The organism is Streptomyces sp. NPDC002845 (genome assembly GCF_053591955.1).
Window position 1 is genome coordinate 13,585 of record NZ_JBSFUU010000079.1, and the last position, 18,079, is coordinate 31,663.

The 18,079-nt window shown below is 69.9% G+C and carries 20 protein-coding genes; 15 read left to right on the forward strand and 5 right to left on the reverse strand.

Annotation, left to right across the window (positions count from 1 at the left end):
- The first annotated feature begins 135 nt into the window (after positions 1 to 135).
- Positions 136 to 1,368 (forward strand): hypothetical protein, encoded by a 1,233-nt coding sequence (locus tag ACWD3C_RS38305; protein WP_451151546.1) that lies wholly within the window; start codon positions 136 to 138, stop codon positions 1,366 to 1,368.
- Between the two features lie 224 nt (positions 1,369 to 1,592).
- On the opposite strand, the gene ACWD3C_RS38310 is transcribed toward ACWD3C_RS38305, so the two are convergent.
- Positions 1,593 to 2,561 carry a LysR family transcriptional regulator gene (locus ACWD3C_RS38310; protein ID WP_451151548.1) on the reverse strand — a complete coding sequence of 323 codons (969 nt, stop codon included), beginning with the start codon at positions 2,559 to 2,561 and terminating at the stop codon, positions 1,593 to 1,595.
- 103 nt (positions 2,562 to 2,664) lie between these two features.
- Here ACWD3C_RS38310 and ACWD3C_RS38315 point away from each other — a divergent pair, with 103 nt between their 5' ends.
- Complete coding sequence (locus ACWD3C_RS38315) at positions 2,665 to 3,612, forward strand: serine hydrolase (protein WP_451151550.1); 948 nt, start codon at positions 2,665 to 2,667, stop codon at positions 3,610 to 3,612.
- 83 nt (positions 3,613 to 3,695) lie between these two features.
- Positions 3,696 to 4,739: an MBL fold metallo-hydrolase gene (locus ACWD3C_RS38320; protein WP_451151552.1), complete on the forward strand. Its 1,044-nt coding sequence runs from the start codon at positions 3,696 to 3,698 to the stop codon at positions 4,737 to 4,739.
- A gap of 10 nt (positions 4,740 to 4,749) precedes the next feature.
- On the opposite strand, the gene ACWD3C_RS38325 is transcribed toward ACWD3C_RS38320, so the two are convergent.
- A complete protein-coding gene (locus ACWD3C_RS38325; RefSeq protein ID WP_451151554.1) occupies positions 4,750 to 5,169 on the reverse strand; it encodes a YybH family protein in 420 nt (139 codons plus the stop codon).
- Between the two features lie 63 nt (positions 5,170 to 5,232).
- Here ACWD3C_RS38325 and ACWD3C_RS38330 point away from each other — a divergent pair, with 63 nt between their 5' ends.
- Entirely contained in the window at positions 5,233 to 5,685 is a 453-nt protein-coding gene (locus ACWD3C_RS38330; RefSeq protein ID WP_451151556.1) for a winged helix-turn-helix transcriptional regulator, read from the forward strand.
- A gap of 126 nt (positions 5,686 to 5,811) precedes the next feature.
- Here the strand turns inward: ACWD3C_RS38330 and ACWD3C_RS38335 are convergent, their stop codons facing one another.
- Both ACWD3C_RS38335 and ACWD3C_RS38340 read right to left on the reverse strand, forming a co-directional pair.
- Positions 5,812 to 6,054, reverse strand: coding sequence for a CYTH domain-containing protein (locus ACWD3C_RS38335; RefSeq protein ID WP_451151558.1), 243 nt, complete (start codon positions 6,052 to 6,054; stop codon positions 5,812 to 5,814).
- A gap of 70 nt (positions 6,055 to 6,124) precedes the next feature.
- Positions 6,125 to 6,805: an HAD family hydrolase gene (locus tag ACWD3C_RS38340; RefSeq protein ID WP_451151560.1), complete on the reverse strand. Its 681-nt coding sequence runs from the start codon at positions 6,803 to 6,805 to the stop codon at positions 6,125 to 6,127.
- A 170-nt stretch (positions 6,806 to 6,975) separates the two neighbouring features.
- Here ACWD3C_RS38340 and ACWD3C_RS38345 point away from each other — a divergent pair, with 170 nt between their 5' ends.
- The 7 genes from ACWD3C_RS38345 (at position 6,976) to ACWD3C_RS38375 (ending at position 11,986) form a co-directional block, all read left to right on the forward strand.
- Positions 6,976 to 8,226, forward strand: coding sequence for a helix-turn-helix domain-containing protein (locus ACWD3C_RS38345; RefSeq protein WP_451151562.1), 1,251 nt, complete (start codon positions 6,976 to 6,978; stop codon positions 8,224 to 8,226).
- 127 nt (positions 8,227 to 8,353) lie between these two features.
- Positions 8,354 to 8,665 carry a hypothetical protein gene (locus ACWD3C_RS38350; RefSeq protein ID WP_451151564.1) on the forward strand — a complete coding sequence of 104 codons (312 nt, stop codon included), beginning with the start codon at positions 8,354 to 8,356 and terminating at the stop codon, positions 8,663 to 8,665.
- Positions 8,666 to 8,667: 2 nt separating this feature from the next.
- A complete protein-coding gene (locus tag ACWD3C_RS38355) occupies positions 8,668 to 8,892 on the forward strand; it encodes a hypothetical protein (protein WP_451151566.1) in 225 nt (74 codons plus the stop codon).
- Positions 8,889 to 9,254, forward strand: coding sequence for a DUF6415 family natural product biosynthesis protein (locus tag ACWD3C_RS38360; RefSeq protein ID WP_451151568.1), 366 nt, complete (start codon positions 8,889 to 8,891; stop codon positions 9,252 to 9,254). Before ACWD3C_RS38355 ends, ACWD3C_RS38360 begins: the two co-directional genes overlap by 4 nt.
- 398 nt (positions 9,255 to 9,652) lie before the next feature.
- Positions 9,653 to 9,883, forward strand: coding sequence for a hypothetical protein (locus ACWD3C_RS38365; RefSeq protein ID WP_451151570.1), 231 nt, complete (start codon positions 9,653 to 9,655; stop codon positions 9,881 to 9,883).
- 4 nt (positions 9,884 to 9,887) lie between these two features.
- Entirely contained in the window at positions 9,888 to 10,841 is a 954-nt protein-coding gene (tgmB, locus tag ACWD3C_RS38370) for an ATP-grasp ribosomal peptide maturase (protein WP_451151572.1), read from the forward strand.
- Positions 10,832 to 11,986: a methyltransferase domain-containing protein gene (locus ACWD3C_RS38375; RefSeq protein ID WP_451151574.1), complete on the forward strand. Its 1,155-nt coding sequence runs from the start codon at positions 10,832 to 10,834 to the stop codon at positions 11,984 to 11,986. Before tgmB ends, ACWD3C_RS38375 begins: the two co-directional genes overlap by 10 nt.
- A 97-nt stretch (positions 11,987 to 12,083) precedes the next feature.
- Here the strand turns inward: ACWD3C_RS38375 and ACWD3C_RS38380 are convergent, their stop codons facing one another.
- Positions 12,084 to 13,910: a phosphoenolpyruvate carboxykinase (GTP) gene (locus tag ACWD3C_RS38380; RefSeq protein ID WP_451151576.1), complete on the reverse strand. Its 1,827-nt coding sequence runs from the start codon at positions 13,908 to 13,910 to the stop codon at positions 12,084 to 12,086.
- Between the two features lie 320 nt (positions 13,911 to 14,230).
- Between ACWD3C_RS38380 and trhA the strand changes: the two genes are divergently transcribed.
- The 4 genes from trhA (at position 14,231) to ACWD3C_RS38400 (ending at position 18,062) form a co-directional block, all read left to right on the forward strand.
- Positions 14,231 to 14,944 carry a PAQR family membrane homeostasis protein TrhA gene (trhA, locus tag ACWD3C_RS38385; RefSeq protein WP_451151578.1) on the forward strand — a complete coding sequence of 238 codons (714 nt, stop codon included), beginning with the start codon at positions 14,231 to 14,233 and terminating at the stop codon, positions 14,942 to 14,944.
- A 131-nt stretch (positions 14,945 to 15,075) separates the two neighbouring features.
- Complete coding sequence (locus tag ACWD3C_RS38390) at positions 15,076 to 16,674, forward strand: MFS transporter (protein ID WP_451151580.1); 1,599 nt, start codon at positions 15,076 to 15,078, stop codon at positions 16,672 to 16,674.
- 5 nt (positions 16,675 to 16,679) lie between these two features.
- Positions 16,680 to 17,312, forward strand: a complete 633-nt coding sequence (locus ACWD3C_RS38395) for a TetR/AcrR family transcriptional regulator (RefSeq protein WP_451151582.1) — start codon at positions 16,680 to 16,682, stop codon at positions 17,310 to 17,312.
- Positions 17,313 to 17,315: 3 nt separating this feature from the next.
- Positions 17,316 to 18,062, forward strand: coding sequence for a Mut7-C RNAse domain-containing protein (locus ACWD3C_RS38400; RefSeq protein WP_451151584.1), 747 nt, complete (start codon positions 17,316 to 17,318; stop codon positions 18,060 to 18,062).
- The last annotated feature ends 17 nt before the right edge of the window (positions 18,063 to 18,079 follow it).

Genomic DNA, 18,079 nt, shown 5'->3' on the forward strand with positions numbered 1-18,079 from the left:
TCAGCCGGTCGGGTGTTTGGGGTGGGTAGGGTCCGGGTGGACCGGACCCATGGAAGCCGACGCCGGAGCAGACTGCGAATGGGCACGTATGCCATCGCCCGTTGAGAACAACCCTGAAAGAGAGTACGACGCACGATGAGCACCAATCCGTCTGCTTCCGGCGACCAGCCGTCCGTCCCTGACATCCCTGACGAGGAGTGGGAGCGCCTGGTCCGTGAGGCCGAATCCGGCAATGGCGGCAGCGCGCCGAAGGAACCGTCCGCACGGCAGCGGATGGTGACCGAGCGGCTGCGGCAGCTGGACGAGGAGACCGCCCACGCCCAGGGCCGGCCGGGCGGACCGCTGGGGAGGAAGGACAGGAAAGCCGCGCCTGCCGAGCCGTGGCAGCCGGAGGGGTGGCGTGCCGGGCCTGCCTGGCAGGAGATGAACGGGCGGAAGCGGCGGGGGCGTCGGGTGCGTACGGCGCTGGGTGTGCTGCTCGTGGTGGGGCTGGCCGTGGTCGCGGTGAAGCCGTCGCTGGTGACGTCACGGTTGCCGGAGGGGCTGGGCGGCCCGGCTGCGGCCGACGTCGAGCCGCTGTCGGCCGAGACCGCCGCGCCCACCGCCGCCCCGGCCCGGGAGCTGCTGCCCGACACCCCGACGCCGGCGGAGCCGTTCCGCGGCTCGCCCGCCCGGCGGTGGGCCGACGGAGCGAAGGGCATCGTCGTACCCGAGGCCGAGCCGGTCGGCCACATGACGCGGCAGCAGGTCGCCACGGCGCTGGAGGCCGCCCGGGACTTCCTGGTCGACGCCAACCTCGACCCGGCCACGCTGCGCGGAGAGCGCCCGGAGACCGCGCTGGCCCAGTTCGACACCGCACACGACGAGTTCACGGCGGAGGTCGAGACCTGGCTGGAGAAGCCGGGCGAGGAGACCGATCCGGTGCTGCTGTTCAGCCGGTTCGACCCGGACGAGGTGGAGCTGGTCGGTGACGTGGTCAAGACCCGTGGCCGGATGACCTTCACGGAGGGGCAGTACGGCTCGGTGAAGATCCGCGCCGACTTCACCTTCGTCTACCCGGTGGTGAAGGCCGCCGACGGTGCGACGGAGGTGACTCGCACCATCGTCCGCCGCATCGTGGAGTTCGAGTCCTACGACCCGGCCCATGCCGAGGCGACCGAGGGCAAGCTGTGGGTCGCCTTCCACAACGTGGACATCGGCAACGACGACTGCCACGTGCACGACGGCTATCTGCACCCGCAGTTCGACTCCGACCTGCTCGCCACACACCCGGCGACAGGACCCGCCGTCGACCCCTACGACCGCAGCCGCGACATCAACTCCGAGGACACGGACGGCACGGCCTGCTTCACCGCAACCCGCACCTGAACACCCACCCCGTCGGCGCAGTCACAGCGGCGGACGCGATGCCGTACACGAGTACGGCGGTCCACTCGTCTGCGACAAGGCACAGCCGGATGAGCAGGGACGGCCAAGCGATGGGGGGCGCTGGACCGGCCTGGCCCAGTCGAAGCCGCCCCGCCGGATTTGATGACTTGGCTGTCTACGGCGCGTGACACAAACCGGGGACGGTGCGTCAACCGGACTCGGACCTAGCCGTAGATCACCGACCACGGGCGCGGGGAACCGTCCGGTGGGCGAGGAACACCCTCGCGCCGTGAAGTCGCGGTGTGGTCGCGGGCCAGGACATCAGCCGCGAGTTCCGCGAAGCGACGGGCGGCCGGGTGGGCTCCGCGGCCGGCGAGCCAGGCGCCGCTGATGCGCAGGGTGAGGGGGCGGTCCGCAAGTGGGCGCCAGGCGACGCGGGGCTCTTTGCGGGCCACCGGTCCCTGGTCGAAGGCGACTCCGTGCCCTGCCGTCACCAGGGCGAGCAGGAACTCGGGGTTGGAGGCGTGTCGAAGGCGGCCGGGGACGAAGCCTTCGGCGCGGCACACGTCGAGGATCCGGTCGTACCAGCCGGGTGCGTGTGCCCGCGGGAAGAGCACCAGGTCGTGCCCGGAGAGCTCGCCGAGCGTCACCTCCGGCAGCCGGGCCGGCGGCGAGGTACGCGGCAGGACGACACCCAGGTCCAGTGAGATCTCGGGGCCGAGCCGCAGGTCGGTGGCGTCGACGGGGTGGTGGACGAGTCCGACGTCCAGACCTCCGGAGGAGAGCAGCCGCACCTGCTCCTCGGTGGTGACCTCCTGCAGGTCGACGGACAGCCCCGGGGCGTGCTCCGCGCAGGCGGAGAGCAGCGCGGACAGTACGGCGGCCGTGGTGTCGGGCGGTACGCCCGCGCGGAGCGTGCCGAGGCCACCGTCGGCGGCGCGGCGGGCCAGTGCGCGCAACCTCTCCTCCCGGGCGAGGAGTTCGTGGGCCTCGTCCAGCAGCGCCGCCCCGGCGGCGCTCAACCGGACGCCGCGCTGCGAGCGGTCGAACAGCTCGGCACCGAGCTCCTTCTCCAGCCTGCGGATCGCCTGGCTGAGCGGCGGCTGCGCCATGCCCAGCCGCTCGGCGGCCCGGCTGAAGTGCAACTCGTCGGCTACGGTGACGAAAAGACGCAGGTGGCGTATGAGATCCACGATCAAGGATCGTATGCGAAGGACGTGCGTGGGGGATGGATCAGTCGGTCGGGGGCCGACGAGCCGATGATCAGGACCAACCGACGGCCAGGGGGACGGAACAGTGATCGATGAACGGATCCGACAGGTTTTCGCGGGGGTGGGCGCCAAGGGGCAGCTGCACGTGATTCCCGTCCACGCGCGCACGACGGTCGCCGAGGACCTCGGCGCGGACCTCTGCGCGGAGGCCGGCGCGGAGCCGGGTATCCGTGAAGTCGCCGTGGGCGCCGACGATCCCGTCGTGATCGCCTCGATCTTCAAGGTACTGCTGGTGCTGGAGTTCGCCCGGCAGGTCGTCGCCGGCCAGCTCGACCCGAGGGAGCGGGTGCGGGTGACCGCGGCCGACCGGCTCGGCGGCTGGGGAACCGCCGGCTGTCTGGACGACGTCGAGCTGTCGCTGCGCGATCTGGCCCACTTCGCGATGTCGGTCAGCGACAACTCGGCGGCCGACCTGCTGCTGGCCCGCGTCGGCCTGGACACCGTACGACTGCTCGCGAAGGAACTCGGACTGGACCGGACCCGGATCGTGGGCGGCCCGCGAGACCTGCTGGAGTCGATGCTCGCGGAGGTCGGGGCACGTGACGAGAGAGAGTTCGCCGTCCGCTACCCGGCCCTGCCCGACGAGCGCAAGAGACGGCTGGCCGTGCTGGATCCCCGCCACACCACGGCCGGAACACCCCGCGAGATCACACGGCTGCTCCGGCTCATCTGGACCGATGCCGCCGGGCCGCCGGACGCCTGCGCGTTCGTACGCGACTTGATGAGCCGCCAGGTCTTCCGCCACCGGCTGGTGTCGGGCTTCCCGGACGACGTCACGGTCGCGGCCAAGACCGGAACCCTGCCGGGGCTGCACATGGAGGCGGGCGTCGCCCGTTACCCCGACGGCGAGTGCTACGCGATCGCCGTCTTCGCCCGCACGCACGACCTGACCGCCTCCCGCCCAACGGTGGACGCCGCGATAGGCAACGCAGCCGGAATCGCGGTCGGTTTCCTTCGCGGCGGCGGCCGGTGACCAGATCACATATGCGTTCGCGTATCGGGAGGGGTGAATTCTGGTCTTGGACACGGGGGTTCACGCCCTGGTCTCCTGACGCCATGCCCCAGAACAGACATGTCGCGGACGGACCGGACGTACCCTCCGACCGCAGGCCCGACCGTCGTACGGTGCTGCGCGGCGCCGCGCTCGGCGCGGCCTCCCCGCTGATCCCGGCCACGGCCACGGCCACGGCCGCCGCAGCCGCCACGGCGCCCGCATCCACGGGCCGAGGCCGAGGTGACGGAACCGCCGGTTCGGTGTCGTTCCGCTGGCTCGGCACCGCCGGCTGGCGCATCGACGCCGGTGACCGGACCGTACTCTTCGATCCGTACCTCACCCGCTTCAGCACAGGCCTGTTCGAGGGCGCCTTCGACCCGCGGACCCGACTGCAGACCCGGCCCACGGTCGTGGACGCGCACATCGGCCGCCCCGAACTCGTCCTCGTCAGCCATTCCCACTGGGACCACCTCGCCGACGTGCCCCACATCGCCAGGACCACCGGCGCCCGCGTCGTCGGCACCGAGACCACGTACCACCTGCTGGTCGCCCTGGGGGTCGACGCGGGGCAGATCTCCGTGGTGAAGGGCGGGGAGGTGCTGGACTTCGGCGGGATCACGGTCGAGGTCGTGCCGAGCCTGCACAGCCGCAACAAGAAGTGCGCCTACTTCGCTCCGGGCACGCTGAACACCCCGCCCACGACGGTACCGAGCACCATCTCGGACCTGCCCGAGGGCGACACCCTCGCCTTCCAGGTAACGGCCGGGGACGGCGGCCCGTCGGCGTTCCTCATGGGGGCCAGCGACTTCTCCGAGCGGGCGGTACGGGGTCTGTGCCCCGACCTCGCGATGATCGCCGTACCCTCCAGCACCGCCACCCACCGCTACGTCCCCCGGCTGCTGCGCGCACTGGACATCCCCGGCGTCGTCGTCCCCGTCCACTGGGACAACTTCGAGGTGCCACTGAGCGGTTCCCCGGTACGTGACCCGTCGATGGACCTTGCCGCCTTCCTCGCCCAGGTCGAGAAGGCATCTCCGGCAACCCGGGTCGTCGTCCCGGACTACCACACCGTGTATGACGGCGACATGCGCCCCGGAAGGCACTAGGTGTGCTGTCTCAGGACGTTGGTTCCACGGCGTCCTCGGAGACGAGCTGCTGTGGACGGAGACCGAAGGGGTTGTCGATGACGTACCGCCAGCGGCCGTCCGAGCCCCGCCGGGCGACGTCGGTAGCAGTGCCCTCGACGTGCACTGCCTGCCCGTCACGGCCGGTCCCGTCGATGGCCCAGTCCACTATCAGCAGCGCCAGGTCTCCGTTGCGGTAGACGTGCCGCGGACGGACTGAAATGGGGACTCCGAGCTTCTGCAGGCGGCCGTTGGCGGCGTGCAGGTCCGGGCCGGTCACCGGCGTTCCCGGCTCCGAGACCAGCACCGCCCCGTCCTCGTAGACCTGCGCCAACGCGGTGGCGTCGCCGCTGTTGAACCGCTCGGCGAACACTGCGGGCACCTCTTCGGGCCGATCGGCCAGTTCTCGCATGATCGACAGACGTCCTTCCGTGCCGGGAGAATCGAAGCGCTCTACACGTTAGGAGGCGATCTCGTGGCTCACCGAACGGTTGGTCACCCGCCAGGACTGCCCGATGCCCCGCACGCGAACGTCGCGGCGCCCACTCCCGCCTGCCCAGTGGAGATCACGCTGGCGGCCCTGCACGGCCGCTGGACGACGCTGGTGGTTCGCGAACTGCTGCGCGGCGACCGCTCCTACAGCGAGCTGCGCGTGGCTCTGCCCACGTTGTCGGACAAGGTGCTGTCCGACCGGCTGGCACAGCTCGGCGAGGCCGGAGTCGTCGAGCGCGACCGTCGCCCGGGCTGGCCGCCGCGAGTGCGCTACGCGCTCACCCCGCGTGGACACCGCCTCGGCCCGGTCCTCCAAGCCCTGTGGGACTGGGGAGCAGAGGCCCCAGCTCAAGACGGCGGGGCTGAGATCAGCTGTGGACAAGCCCTCTTCGATGACCGGCCGGCAGGCCGGCGTGGCCCCCAGGGTCCCCGGTGATAGCGCAGGCTCCCTCGGCGACACCGACCAACACCCCGTCACGCCCGGCCGGGATCGATCACATCGTGATCACGCATGCAGCAAGCGGGCGCACAGCACGACGGCCCACCCGGTGGACGGGGCGGATCACAGAATCGCGTGCGCCGCGTCGGCGTCCTCGACGCGGGTCTCGTACTCCGGCTTCGGCCCGGAGCCCTCGTCGACGGCCGCGCTCTTGTAGGTGACCACCGTGCGCGTGCCGTGCGCGCCGTGCACCGTGCGCACCCGGGGCTCTTCCCCGGCCTTCTCCAGCGAGCCGCCCGGCCGGTCGTAATTCGTGTCCCGGTACACCTCGACCCGAGCCTCGACCCACGCGCCGAGCTGCCTCATGACCGCCTCGGGGTATAGACGCGGGCTTTCAACTCGGCCTCGATCACCGGCGGTTGACCTGCGGCTTAGGTCATCGGTCGCTGCCTCGTACGAGCTTGACGAGCAGATCCGAGTCCAGCAGGTCCGACAGCACTGTCTCAGCACCGGTGCCCCGGAGCGCAAGCTCATCGCTGCGCCCGGACGCCACCGCGATCACCCGTACGCCGTTCGCATGCGCACCGTCCACATCGGCTGGGGTGTCACCGATCAATACGGTCTCCGAAGCGGATGCGTTGGCGCGATTCAGGGCGAGCCGCACCAGTTCGGCGCGCGCGTCATTCTCTTCCCCATAGGCGCCCAGGTCCCACCGGATGTGCTGGTCGAGCCCGAAGACCTGGAGCTTGATCTCGGAGACCGGGCGGATGTTTCCCGACACGACGGTTTGCCGGACGCCGACTGCGTTGAGCGCGTCGAGGGCCGCTGCCGCCCCCGGCAGCGCGTGGCCGCGCTCGCGGAGTTGTGCGGCCCGCTTCAGGTGCTCTTCGGTCAGAGCGCGGGCGAAGCCCTCGAAATCGGCCCGGTCCGTGGTCAGCCCGTGCAGCTTCGCGGTCTCCCGGAAGATGACCGGCTCTGTGATGCCATCGATTCTGGCCTGCTCACGCATGGTCTGTCCCGTGGTCCGCAGGAAGGCTGCGGCGGACAGCTCGCGGCCCACACCGCGCGTGTCGATCAGGGTGTGGTCGATGTCCCATAGGACCAGTCGCTCCGCCATATGCACCTCAACTCCCGTATGTCACTGGGGCGGAAAACGTACGAGGCCTGGCCACGCGGCAGGCCCCTGCGTCAAGCGCGCGTGAGATCGGCGTACCGCTGGAACCTCACATGAGAACGGCCCCGCCCCTACCCTGACAGGGACGAAGCTGCAAGGAGGGACAAGGCCTGATGTCTCCAGATGCCACCCCGGACCCGTACGCCGACCCGCTTGTGTTCGGCCAGCGTCTCCAGATCTTGCGCACCCGCAAGGGCATGACCCGCGATCAGCTCGGAGGCCTGGTCGGCAGGACCGGTTCTTGGGTGAAGGGGGTCGAGACTGGGCGCCTGAAGACGCCCAAGCTCGAAATGGTCCTGCGCATCGCCGAGTTGCTGCGTGTCCGGGACCTGTCGGAGCTCACCGGCGACCAGTCCGTGCACGTGGACCTGTTCACTGGCCCTGGCCATCCCCGGCTCGCCGCGGTCAGGGCTGCAGTCGACGTTTTCCCGCTCACCACACGGCGTGAGGCGCCTCCGGCCGCGCACCTTCAGGCGCGGCTCGCCCGAGCCTGGAAGGCACGCCATTCCGCGCCCAACCACCGCGAGGTGATCGGCGCGTTACTGCCGGATCTGATCCAGGACGCTCAGCTTGCCGTACGGCAGGCCGACACCGCACCGGACCGCAGGAAGGCACAGGCCGCGCTCGCCGAGGTCTACTCCTTGTGTCAGTTCTTCGTGGCCTACCAGCCCGATCCGGCCCTGTTGTGGAGGGTCGCCGAGCGAGGGCTGATCGCCGCGCAGGAGTCCGAGGACCCGCACGCCATCGGCGTGGCCGCGTGGCTGGCGGCGCAGGCGCACCGCGACGCGGGCCAGACACACTTCGACGCCGCAGACGCGGTGAACCTTGAGACTCTGGCGTACCTCGAACCGCTGCTGCCCGACGCGTCGGACGACGTCCTGGCCATCTCCGGAGCGCTCACCTTCGAGATCGGCTACACAGCCGCCCGGCGGGCCGAGACGGGCACGGCATGGCGGTACTGGGACCAAGCGCGCGCCATGGCACAGCGGCTCCCGGAGGACTACTACCATCCCGTGACGTCGTTCTCCCGCGCCATCATGGGCGCACACGCCGTCACTGTCGCCGTGGAACTGTGCCAAGGCGGAGAGTCCGTACGGCAGGCCGCCGCCGCAGACGCGGACACGATCAAGTCGAGGCCCCGACGGGCCCGGCACCGCATTGAGGAAGCCCGCGGCTACCACCTCGACGGGCAGCCGGATGTCGCGCTCGCCACGCTGGACAAGGCGCACGAAGCCGCTCCGGAGACGATCAAGTACAACGGGTACGCGAAGCGGATCGTCCTCGAAGAAGCCGAGTCCAAGGATCCGGCCCGGCGCCATCGCGCATCCGAACTCGCCGTGAAAATCGGCCTCTTGGCCGCATGACCATAGGGGCACAAACTGTGCCCCTACAGTGCTCCCGGTGCTCCTAGCGTCGCTGATGACGACAAAGACCCCGGCGAGGTGGTGAGACCTCCCGGGGCGTTGGCCAACGCTGCGAAGGAGCGCCGACATGCACTATGTATCACAGGCACTCGAATGGGTGAGAACCCTCCTGTTCGGGGCACATTCACCGGGCGAATCCACCCGCACGATCTCAGTCCCGGCCTCAGGTCCGCACCCGACGACGCCCTGCCCGTCGCCCGAGATGTGGGGCGCCATCCTCGCCGGGGCGCGCCGCCGCCGAGCCCCGCGCCTGTGGCCGTTCCCCGAACCGCCCGCCTTCCTTACCGACGCCGTCACGGGCGCCCTGGTGCGTGCCTACGTGCTGCCGGAGGACGAGCGAATCCGTGTCCTGGCCTACTCGGCGAGGGAGGCACGGTGACGATGACCGCCTACAGGCCGCGTCTTGGCGACGCAGTCGAGGACACCCAGCGGCAGAAGGTCGGCAAGGTGATGGGGTTCGTGGGCCCGTACGTGCAGTTGCGGCCGGTCGATGGTGGTCGGGAGTGGGACGCCAGGCCCGAGAAGCTGCGTCCGGCGACCCGTGACCAGGCCCTGAGCGCAGGCGTCGCCGCAGTCAACGCCAGGTCGAGGGGAGAGCGGTTGTGACAGCGAACGTGCCCTTGCCGGTCGACACGGAGACGATGCGCGCCACCACGGCCCGCCTGCTCGCGGACGACGCCGCACCGCCTTCCCCGATCGAGCTGGACACACTGACCCTCACGCTGAAGGGGCACCTAGGGGTACTCATCCCCGAAGTCGAGCGAGTCGCAGCGCAGCAACCCGACGACGACCCCGCATTGACCATTCCCGTCGCCTGCGCGGTCGTGGCCGCCGCGGAGGCCCGCAGGAAGCTGGACATCCCGCTGCACCCTGGCGCGTGGGCGGCCAGCGCGTACGCACGGAGGCTCGCACGCTCGGTCGATTCGCTCCTCACGAGCCTGGAGAGCCTGGGCAGTGCGCAGCCGTGATCCGGACCCTCGCCGCTGTGCTGCGACGTGGCCGCCGGGGCGGGACTCGATGAGAACCGAGCAGAAAGAGTACGAGCACGTGGGCAAGAGCAAGAGGACCGTGGACGCTGCCAAGGGGCGCCGAGACCGTGACTCCGAAGTGGCGGGAGCGCAGGGCTCGAAAGAGAAGCAGGAGCAGGTGTCCACGTCGCTTCACAAGAAGGGCTTCCGCGAAGACCGCTGGTATGGGGGCGAGTAGCCAGCCCCCGCCCTGGGGCGATTACCACGCTCAATACCCATGTCGACCAATTCACGTCAGGGCCTACATCACCACGGACTCCCGGCCGACTGGACCGGAGGACACCACGGCCGGCCGGACGCACCACCCGTCCCCCAACGGAATCACCCAGGAGGAAGCAGTGACGACAGCGACAACGCCGGTGCCGTTCGGCGTTCAGTGTCTCGTCTCCCCGCCGGAGGCAAGCACCGAGGACCCTGTGATCACCTACAGCGACGCGCTCCAGTTGAACGTCTCCGCCGAGGGCAACCCGTGGCACGCCATCACGGCGGAGATGCCGGAGACGCAGACGGAGACCAGTAACGGTGACGGCTCGTCGCCGGGCTCCGACAGCGGAACGGACCTGTGGTGACCCGGTGGCAACCATCCTCATCCTGACCGGCCGGGACGACTTGACGTCCGATGCCGTGGTTGAGGAGCTGGTGAAGCGCGGTGAGAACGTCGTCCGTTACGACACGGCTGACTTCCCCACCGCCTCCCGCCTGGCCGTTTCCCTCACGGGGGACGGCTGGGCGGGCACCCTCACCGGTTCCAGGACCGCGTGCCTGGAGGACGTGAAGTCCGTGTGGTGGCGGCGCCCCAACGAGTTCGTGACCCCTGCCGACTGGCCGGGGCACGCGCGGGCACTCGCGGTTTCGGAAGCGCGCTCTGGGCTCCTCGGGGTGCTCGGGTCGCTGGACGTTCGGTGGATCAACCACCCCGCGCACGACGCCGCCGCGAACTACAAGCCGCGCCAACTGGCCGTTGCCGCCCGCGCCGGGCTGGACGTACCGCGAACCGTCATCACCTCGGACCCGGACCACGCTCGGGAGTTCATGGGAACGGACCGGGTGATCTACAAAGGCCTGGGCGGCGGGGTGCTCGGGCCCGGGGGCGAGCGCCAGTTCCTCCCGGTGTCCCTCGTCGGCGCCGACGACGTGAACGACGGAGTGGCAGGCACAGCCCACCTGCTCCAGGAGAACGTGGAGAAGGCGTTCGAGGTCCGCTTGACGGTCATCGGGGACCGCATGTTCCCGGTCGCCATTCACGCGGGCAGCGAGGCCGCACAGCTCGACTGGCGCACGGACTACCGCTCGTTGTCATACGCGCCGGTCGTTCTCCCTCCGGAGGTGAAGAAGGGGGTCCGGCGGCTCCTGGACGAACTGGGGCTGTTCTTCGGGGCCCTGGACTTCGCCATCACCCCAGAGGGGCGCTGGAAGTTCCTTGAAGTGAACCCCAATGGCCAATGGCACTGGATCGCGGTCAAGGCGGGCATCCCCTTGGTCGCGGCCATGGCCGACGCGCTACAAGAAGGAGCGGCATGCCCGTGACCCCCTGGCACGACGCGGCCCGGAAACTCGCCGACAAGGTGGCGGCCGACGCCCCCGAGTGGCACGAGGCGGTGAGCAACACCCCCCGTCACCTCCTGGTACCCCGCTGGTGGCAGCGCCTCCCGGACAGTCCTACCGAGGAATGGGAGCTGGTGGCCCCCGCCGAAGGCTTCCGGGAACACCAGGCGGCGGCCTACACGGACAACACCTTGGTGACCCGCGTCGGCCCCCGGCACGCCGACCACGCGCGGCCGGAGGAGAAGCCAACCGGGAGCCCCACGTCCTCCTCCACCCTGCCGAGCCTGATCGTTTCCATGCTCCACCGGCTGAAGGCGGACCCCGGACACCGGCTCCTGGACGTGGGCACCGGTTCCGGCTACTCCGCCGCCCTCATGGGCCGACGCGTGGGGGACGAGCACGTGACCAGCGTGGACGTGGACCCGTACCTGGTCGACGCCGCCCGCGGACGGCTGGAGGGCTTCGGCCGGTCACCACGTCTGGAGTCCATCGACGCGACCGGCGCCCTGCCGGATGCCGAGTACGACCGCATCATGGCCACGGTCTCCGTGCGCCCCGTCCCTGCAACGTGGCTGCGCGCGCTCCGTCCCGGTGGACGGCTCGTGACAACCATCGCGCACACCGCCCTACTGATCACGGCCGACATGGGCGAGGACGGCACCGCACGCGGCAGCATCCAGCCGGACCCGGCCACGTTCATGGAGACCCGGCAGACCGCCGACTACCCGCCCAAGCTGAACGAGGTCTTCACGTCGGCCCGAGTCCAGGAAGGCGAGGACGTGCGTCCGGCGGTCGGGCCGGTCCCGGACCTCTGGCGGGACTGGCCGCTCAGGTGGCTGTACGAGCTGGACACGCCGGGCGTGGAAACCCGGGCCGCGACGTACCCCGACGGTCGGCGCGTCGTTTGGCTCCTGGCTGCTGACGGCTCGTGGGCACGTACGGAAGACGACGGCACGACGGCCATCGTGCGCCAAGGCGGCCCTCGTCGCCTCTGGGACGGTCTGGAGGCCGTACGAAGCAAGTGGGACGAGAAAGGCAGGTTCCCGCTCCACACCTTGCGCGTGGCCCTGTCCCCGGACGGTGGAAGCCTGACCTCCCCTGACGGCACATGTTCGTTCACCATCTGAGTTCGCCCGACCAACCCCGGCCGTCTCTCCCCCATGGCAGATGGCCGGGGCCCGCACACCCTCGTGCGGGCCCCGGCCGCGCAGCGAAACAGGGGCGTCAGCCCAGCCGTTGGACCAGAGCGTGGTACTCGTCCCACAGTTCCTTGGGCGTGTGGTCGCCGAACGTGTTGAGGTGGTTGGGGACCAGGGCGGCCTCCTCGCGCCACACCTCCTTGTCGACGGTGAGGAGGAAGTCCAGGTCGGACGAGGAGAGATCAAGTCCCTCGGTGTCGAGCGCGGCCTTGGTCGGCAGGATGCCGATCGGGGTCTTGACACCCTCGGCCCTGCCGTCCAGCCGGTCCACGATCCACTTCAGGACGCGGCTGTTCTCACCGAAGCCGGGCCAGACGAACTTGCCCTGGTCGTCCTTGCGGAACCAGTTGACGTAGTAGATCTTCGGGAGCTTCGAGGGGTCCTTGCCCTTGGCGACCTCGACCCAGTGCCCCATGTAGTCGCCCATGTTGTAGCCGCAGAAGGGCAGCATCGCGAAGGGGTCGCGGCGCAGTTCGCCGACCTTGCCCTCGGCGGCGGCGGTCTTCTCCGACGCCACGTTCGCGCCGAGGAAGACGCCGTGGTTCCAGTCGAAGGACTCCGTCACCAGGGGGACCGCGGTCGCGCGGCGGCCGCCGAAGAGGATCGCCGAGATCGGTACGCCCTTGGGGTCCTCCCACTCGGGCGCGATGATCGGGCACTGGGCGGCCGGGACGGTGAAGCGGGCGTTGGGGTGGGCGGCCGGGGTCTCGGACGCCGGTGTCCAGTCGTTGCCCTTCCAGTCCGTCAGGTGGGCCGGAGTCTCCTCCGTCATGCCCTCCCACCAGATGTCGCCGTCGTCCGTGAGCGCGACGTTCGTGAAGACCGAGTTGCCCCACAGCGTCTTCATCGCGTTGGCGTTGGTGTGCTCGCCGGTACCGGGGGCGACGCCGAAGAAACCGGCCTCGGGGTTGATGGCGTACAGGCGGCCGTCCTCGCCGAAGCGCATCCAGGCGATGTCGTCACCGATCGTCTCGACGGTCCAGCCGGAGATCGTGGGCTCCAGCATGGCAAGGTTGGTCTTGCCGCAGGCGGAGGGGAAGGCCGCGGCGACATACTTCGACTCTCCCTGCGGAGGCGTGAGTTTGAGGATCAGCATGTGCTCGGCCAGCCAGCCCTCGTCCCGCGCCATGACGGAGGCGATGCGCAGGGCGTAGCACTTCTTGCCGAGCAGCGCGTTGCCGCCGTATCCGGAGCCGTACGACCAGATCTCGCGGGTCTCCGGGAAGTGGGAGATGTACTTGGTCCGGTTGCAGGGCCAGGGGACGTCCGCCTCACCCTCGGCCAGCGGGGCGCCGAGCGAGTGCACGGCCTTCACGAAGAAGCCCTCGGTGCCGAGTTCGTCCAGGACCGACTGGCCCATGCGGGTCATCGTGCGCATGGAGACGGCGACGTACGCGGAGTCCGTGATCTCGACGCCGATCGCGGAGAGCGGCGAACCGACAGGGCCCATGCAGAACGGCACGACGTACATCGTCCGGCCCCGCATCGAGCCCCGGAACAGGCCCTTCTCCCCCTGGAAGATGTCCCGCATCTCGGCGGGGTCCTTCCAGTGGTTCGTCGGGCCCGCGTCCTGCTCCTTCTCCGAACAGATGAAGGTGCGGTCCTCCACTCGGGCGACGTCCGTCGGGTCGGAGGCCGCGTAGTAGGAGTTGGGGCGCTTGATCGGGTCGAGTTTCTTGAAGGTGCCCTTCTCGACGAGCTCCCCGCACAGGCGCTCGTACTCGGCCTCGGATCCGTCACACCAGACCACGTTGTCCGGCTGCGTCAGTTCGGTGATCTCGTTCACCCACGAGATCAGTTCCTGGTGGTTGGTCGGGACGGTCGAGGGGGGAGCCGCGATGTCGCGCGCCACGATTGCTCCTATAGTGAGGGATTTTGTTGTCGATTGCCCCGTGGGGGCCGCGGCCCGGATGCTTCACGGTGTGGATCACTGGCGCTCATCCGGTGCCGACCGCACTCATTTGATCATCCGACGCATCCGCGCATATGTCCAGAGGGCCTCACAACTGAGCGTCGTGAGCATCACCACTCACTCTCATGTTCTCCGTACGTCACCACTTCTTCACCCGGGGTGTGTCTCCTCCGGGTATCCCGTGAGACGATGGCCACTCTTCAACAGTCATCTCCCCACACTGATCCGCAACTTACGGTTCCGTAGGTACGATGCTGGACATGAATGCGTCCGTCCCCGACGCGCCCACGGACCCGCCGGCCGCCGGCCGCGGTCCCGTCGCGCTCTCCTTGCCGCATCCGGTCAAACCCAAGCTCCGCGGCTGGCTGCATCTCGGGATGTTCCCGGCCGTACTCATCGCGGGACTGGTCCTCACCGCTCTCGCGGACTCGCCCCGCGGCCGTATCGCCTGCGGGATATACGTCCTGACCGCCTGCCTGCTGTTCGGCGTGAGCGCGCTGTACCACCGCGGCAACTGGAGCCCGCGCATGGACGGCGTACTGCGCCGGCTCGACCACGCGAACATCTTCCTGATCATCGCGGGCACCTACACCCCGCTGACCATGCTCCTGCTCCCGGGCGCCAAGGGGCAGTGGCTGCTGTGGGGCATCTGGGCCGCCGCGTCGGCGGGCATCCTCTTCCGGGTGTTCTGGGTCGGCGCCCCGCGCTGGCTCTACACCCCCTGCTACATCGCGATGGGCTGGGCGGCCGTCTTCTTCCTGCCCGACTTCATGCGCGCGGGCGGCATCGCCGTGCTCGTCCTGGTGATCGTCGGCGGTGTCCTCTACAGCGCGGGCGGCGTGGTCTACGGCATCAAGCGCCCGAACCCGTCACCGCGCTGGTTCGGCTTCCACGAGGTCTTCCACTCCTTCACCCTCGCGGCGTTCGTCGTGCACTACGTCGGGATCTCCCTGGTGGCCTACCAGCACGGATGATCCGGAGCGCCCCTCCAAGGCGACCCCCTCGATGGCCGCGGCTTCGAAGCCGCGGCCATTTCGCATGCACGGGCACAGCGCGGCGCCCTACACATTGACAGTGGATACCTTTTGAGAGTTACTCTCATTTCATGGCTACTGTCACTCACCGGGCCGACGCACAGCTCGACCCCCGCCGCTGGTGGGCCCTCGGGGCCCTGGTCGCGAGCATGCTCGTGCTCGGCTTCGACTTGACGATCCTGAACGTGGCGCTGCCGACGATGGCCGAGCAGCTCGGGGCGAGCACCGGTGAGCTGCAGTGGATCGTGGACGCGTACATCGTGGTGTTCGCGGCGCTGATGCTCCCCGCCGGACTGCTCGGCGACCGCTTCGGACGGCGCAGGATGCTGATCGCGGGGCTCGCCGTGTTCCTGGCGGGCTCTCTGCTCGGCGCCCTCGTCGACACCCCCGAGCTGGTCGTCGCCGCCCGCGCCGTCATGGGCGTCGGCGCCGCCCTGGTGATTCCGCTCGGGCTGTCCGTACTGCCGTCGATGTTCGGCCCCGAGGAGCGCGGCAAGGCCGTCGCCGCGGTCACCGCCTCCATGGCCGCGGGCATGCCGCTCGGGCCGCTCGTCGGCGGACTGCTGCTCGACCACTACTGGTGGGGCTCGATCTTCCTGATCAACATCCCGATGGTCGCCATCGGCATCACCGCCTGCGTCTTCCTGTTGCCGGAGTCCCGCGACCCGGCCACGCCCAGGGTCGACGTCCTGTCCACCGCGTACAGCGCGCTCGGCCTCGGCGCCCTGGTCTTCGGCATCATCGAGGCACCCGCACGCGGCTGGGACAGCGCACCCGTGCTCGGCTCGTTCGCCGTCTCCGTACTCCTGCTCACCGCCCTGGTCCTGCGGGAGCGCCGATCCGTACGGCCCATGCTCGACCTGAGACTGCTGGCCCACCGCGGCTTCCTGTTCAACACCCTGGCCGCGACCCTCGGCACGTTCGTCTTCGCCGGGCTGCTGTTCGTGCTGCCGACGTACTTCCAGGAGGTCGGCAGCAGCGACGCGTTCGGCACCGGCCTCAAGCTGCTGCCGATGATGGGCGGACTGCTGGTCGCCGCGCGCACGAGCGCACCCCTCGTCCAGCGCCTGGGCCCGCGCCCGGTGGTCACCGGGGGGCTCGTCGTGCTGTGCTTCGCCGCACTCCTCGGCTCCCGCACCGACACCGGCAGCGGCTACGGATTCACCGCGCTCTGGCTGTCCGTCGCGGGCCTCGGCTTCGGTCTGGCGATGGTGCCCGCGATGGACGCCGCGCTCGGCGGCATCCCCGCGCAGGAGGCGGGCAGCGGCTCCGGGCTGCTGATGACGCTGCGCCAGGTGGGCGGCGCGATCGGCATCGCCCTGCTCGGCAGCCTCCTCGCCGGCTCCTACAGCGACCGCATCGACACCTCCGGCCTCCCGGCCGAGGCCGCGGACGCCGCCCGCGAGTCGCTGACCGCCGCGCACCTGGTCGCCGACCAGCTCGGCCTGCCCGCCCTCGCCCGCTCCGCCGACGCCGCGTACGTCGACGGCATGGGCGCGGTCCTCATCGTCTGCGGCACCGCCGCGCTGGTGACGGCACTGCTGACGGCGGCCCTGCTGCCGAACGTGCGGCCGACGCAGGGCGGCGGCACAGAGGACGACGTACAAGACGATGTACAGGCGGTCCCCACGCCCGACGTGGCCTCCCACCAGCCCGATGGCGGACAATAACCGGCATGACCACGGCACGGACCCCTGTTCCCGAGGCCGCCCGGCAGCTGAGCCTGCGGGAGCGGAAGAAGATCAAGACGCGCATCGCGATCAGAGACGCCACCTATGAGCTGATCGAGGAGCAGGGGTACGACGCCACGACCGTCGAGCAGATCGCGGAGCGCGCGGAGGTCTCGCCGAGCACCGTCTTCCGCTACTTCCCGACCAAGGAGGACATCGTCCTGACGGACGAGTACGACCCCCTGGTCGAGGACCTGCTGCGGGAGCGCCCCGCCGACGAGTCGCTGCTCGACTCGCTGCGGTACGCGATCCGGCAGGGGCTGTCCATGGCGATCGCCGACGACCCGACCTTCGCGGAGCGCGAGATGAAGCTGCGGATGGGTCTGATGGCCAACGTTCCGGCCGTGCGCTCGCGCGCCATGGAGAGCATGTCCGTCACCGGCCGCCTGATGTGCCGGGCGATGGCGGAGCGCACCGGGCGCGACGAGAACGACCTCGAAGTGCGGGCCTACGCGATGGCGTTGATGGGCGCGCTCCTGGAGGCGGTCATCTACTGGGCCGAACGCGACTACCAGGACGACCTGCTCCAGGTGCTCGACCGTGCACTCGACCTCTTCAAAGACCTGCCGAAGCGCTGACCGGTGAATGGACCGCAGATCCACGTCGAGTTCGCCCCCGAGCTGGGGATGTTCGTGCCCCACGGCCGCCGCTCGGGCCCCACGAAGGTCGTCACCGACGGCGTGTCCACGCTCGGCCATGTCATCGAGTCGCTCGGCGTACCGCTGACCGAGGTCGGCGCACTGGTCGTCGACGGCTCCCCGGTACCCGTCTCGCACATCCCGGCCGCGGGCGAGTCGGTGGAAGTACGGCCGGTCGAGCGCCCCCAGCGCGTCCCGGGCGCCCCGCTCCGCTTCCTCCTCGACGTCCACCTCGGCACCCTCGCCCGCCGCCTCCGCCTCCTCGGCGTCGACACGGCGTACGAGTCCACCGACATCGGCGACCCCGCCCTTGCCGCCCGCTCCGCCGCCGAGCGCCGGGTGATGCTCAGCCGGGACCGCGGTCTGCTGCGCCGCCGCGAACTGTGGGCCGGCGCCTTCGTCTACAGCACCCGCCCGGACGACCAACTCCGGGACGTACTCGGCCGGTTCGCGCCCGAGCTGAAGCCCTGGACACGGTGCACGGCCTGCAACGGTCTCCTCAAGGAGGCGACCAAGGCGGAGGTCGCCCACCAGCTCGAAGGGGGCACGCAGCGGTCGTACGACATCTTCGCGCAGTGTCAGGAGTGCGGGCGCGCCTATTGGAGGGGCGCGCACCACGAGCAGCTGGTGGCCGTCGTGGAGCGCGCCCTCGCCGAGTTCGGCAACTCACCTACGCACGAAGGAGGCTGATACGTACGAAGGAAGCC

Bases quoted from the DNA above. Each gene is read 5' to 3' on its own strand.
- ACWD3C_RS38305 (WP_451151546.1), top strand. From the start codon at position 136: ATGAGCACCAATCCGTCTGCTTCCGGCGACCAGCCGTCCGTCCCTGAC.
- ACWD3C_RS38320 (WP_451151552.1), top strand. From the start codon at position 3,696: ATGCCCCAGAACAGACATGTCGCGGACGGACCGGACGTACCCTCCGAC.
- ACWD3C_RS38325 (WP_451151554.1), bottom strand. From the start codon at position 5,169: ATGCGAGAACTGGCCGATCGGCCCGAAGAGGTGCCCGCAGTGTTCGCC.
- ACWD3C_RS38335 (WP_451151558.1), bottom strand. From the start codon at position 6,054: ATGAGGCAGCTCGGCGCGTGGGTCGAGGCTCGGGTCGAGGTGTACCGG.
- ACWD3C_RS38340 (WP_451151560.1), bottom strand. From the start codon at position 6,805: ATGGCGGAGCGACTGGTCCTATGGGACATCGACCACACCCTGATCGAC.
- ACWD3C_RS38345 (WP_451151562.1), top strand. From the start codon at position 6,976: ATGTCTCCAGATGCCACCCCGGACCCGTACGCCGACCCGCTTGTGTTC.
- ACWD3C_RS38350 (WP_451151564.1), top strand. From the start codon at position 8,354: ATGCACTATGTATCACAGGCACTCGAATGGGTGAGAACCCTCCTGTTC.
- ACWD3C_RS38355 (WP_451151566.1), top strand. From the start codon at position 8,668: ATGACCGCCTACAGGCCGCGTCTTGGCGACGCAGTCGAGGACACCCAG.
- ACWD3C_RS38375 (WP_451151574.1), top strand. From the start codon at position 10,832: ATGCCCGTGACCCCCTGGCACGACGCGGCCCGGAAACTCGCCGACAAG.
- trhA (WP_451151578.1), top strand. From the start codon at position 14,231: ATGAATGCGTCCGTCCCCGACGCGCCCACGGACCCGCCGGCCGCCGGC.
- ACWD3C_RS38390 (WP_451151580.1), top strand. From the start codon at position 15,076: ATGGCTACTGTCACTCACCGGGCCGACGCACAGCTCGACCCCCGCCGC.
- ACWD3C_RS38395 (WP_451151582.1), top strand. From the start codon at position 16,680: ATGACCACGGCACGGACCCCTGTTCCCGAGGCCGCCCGGCAGCTGAGC.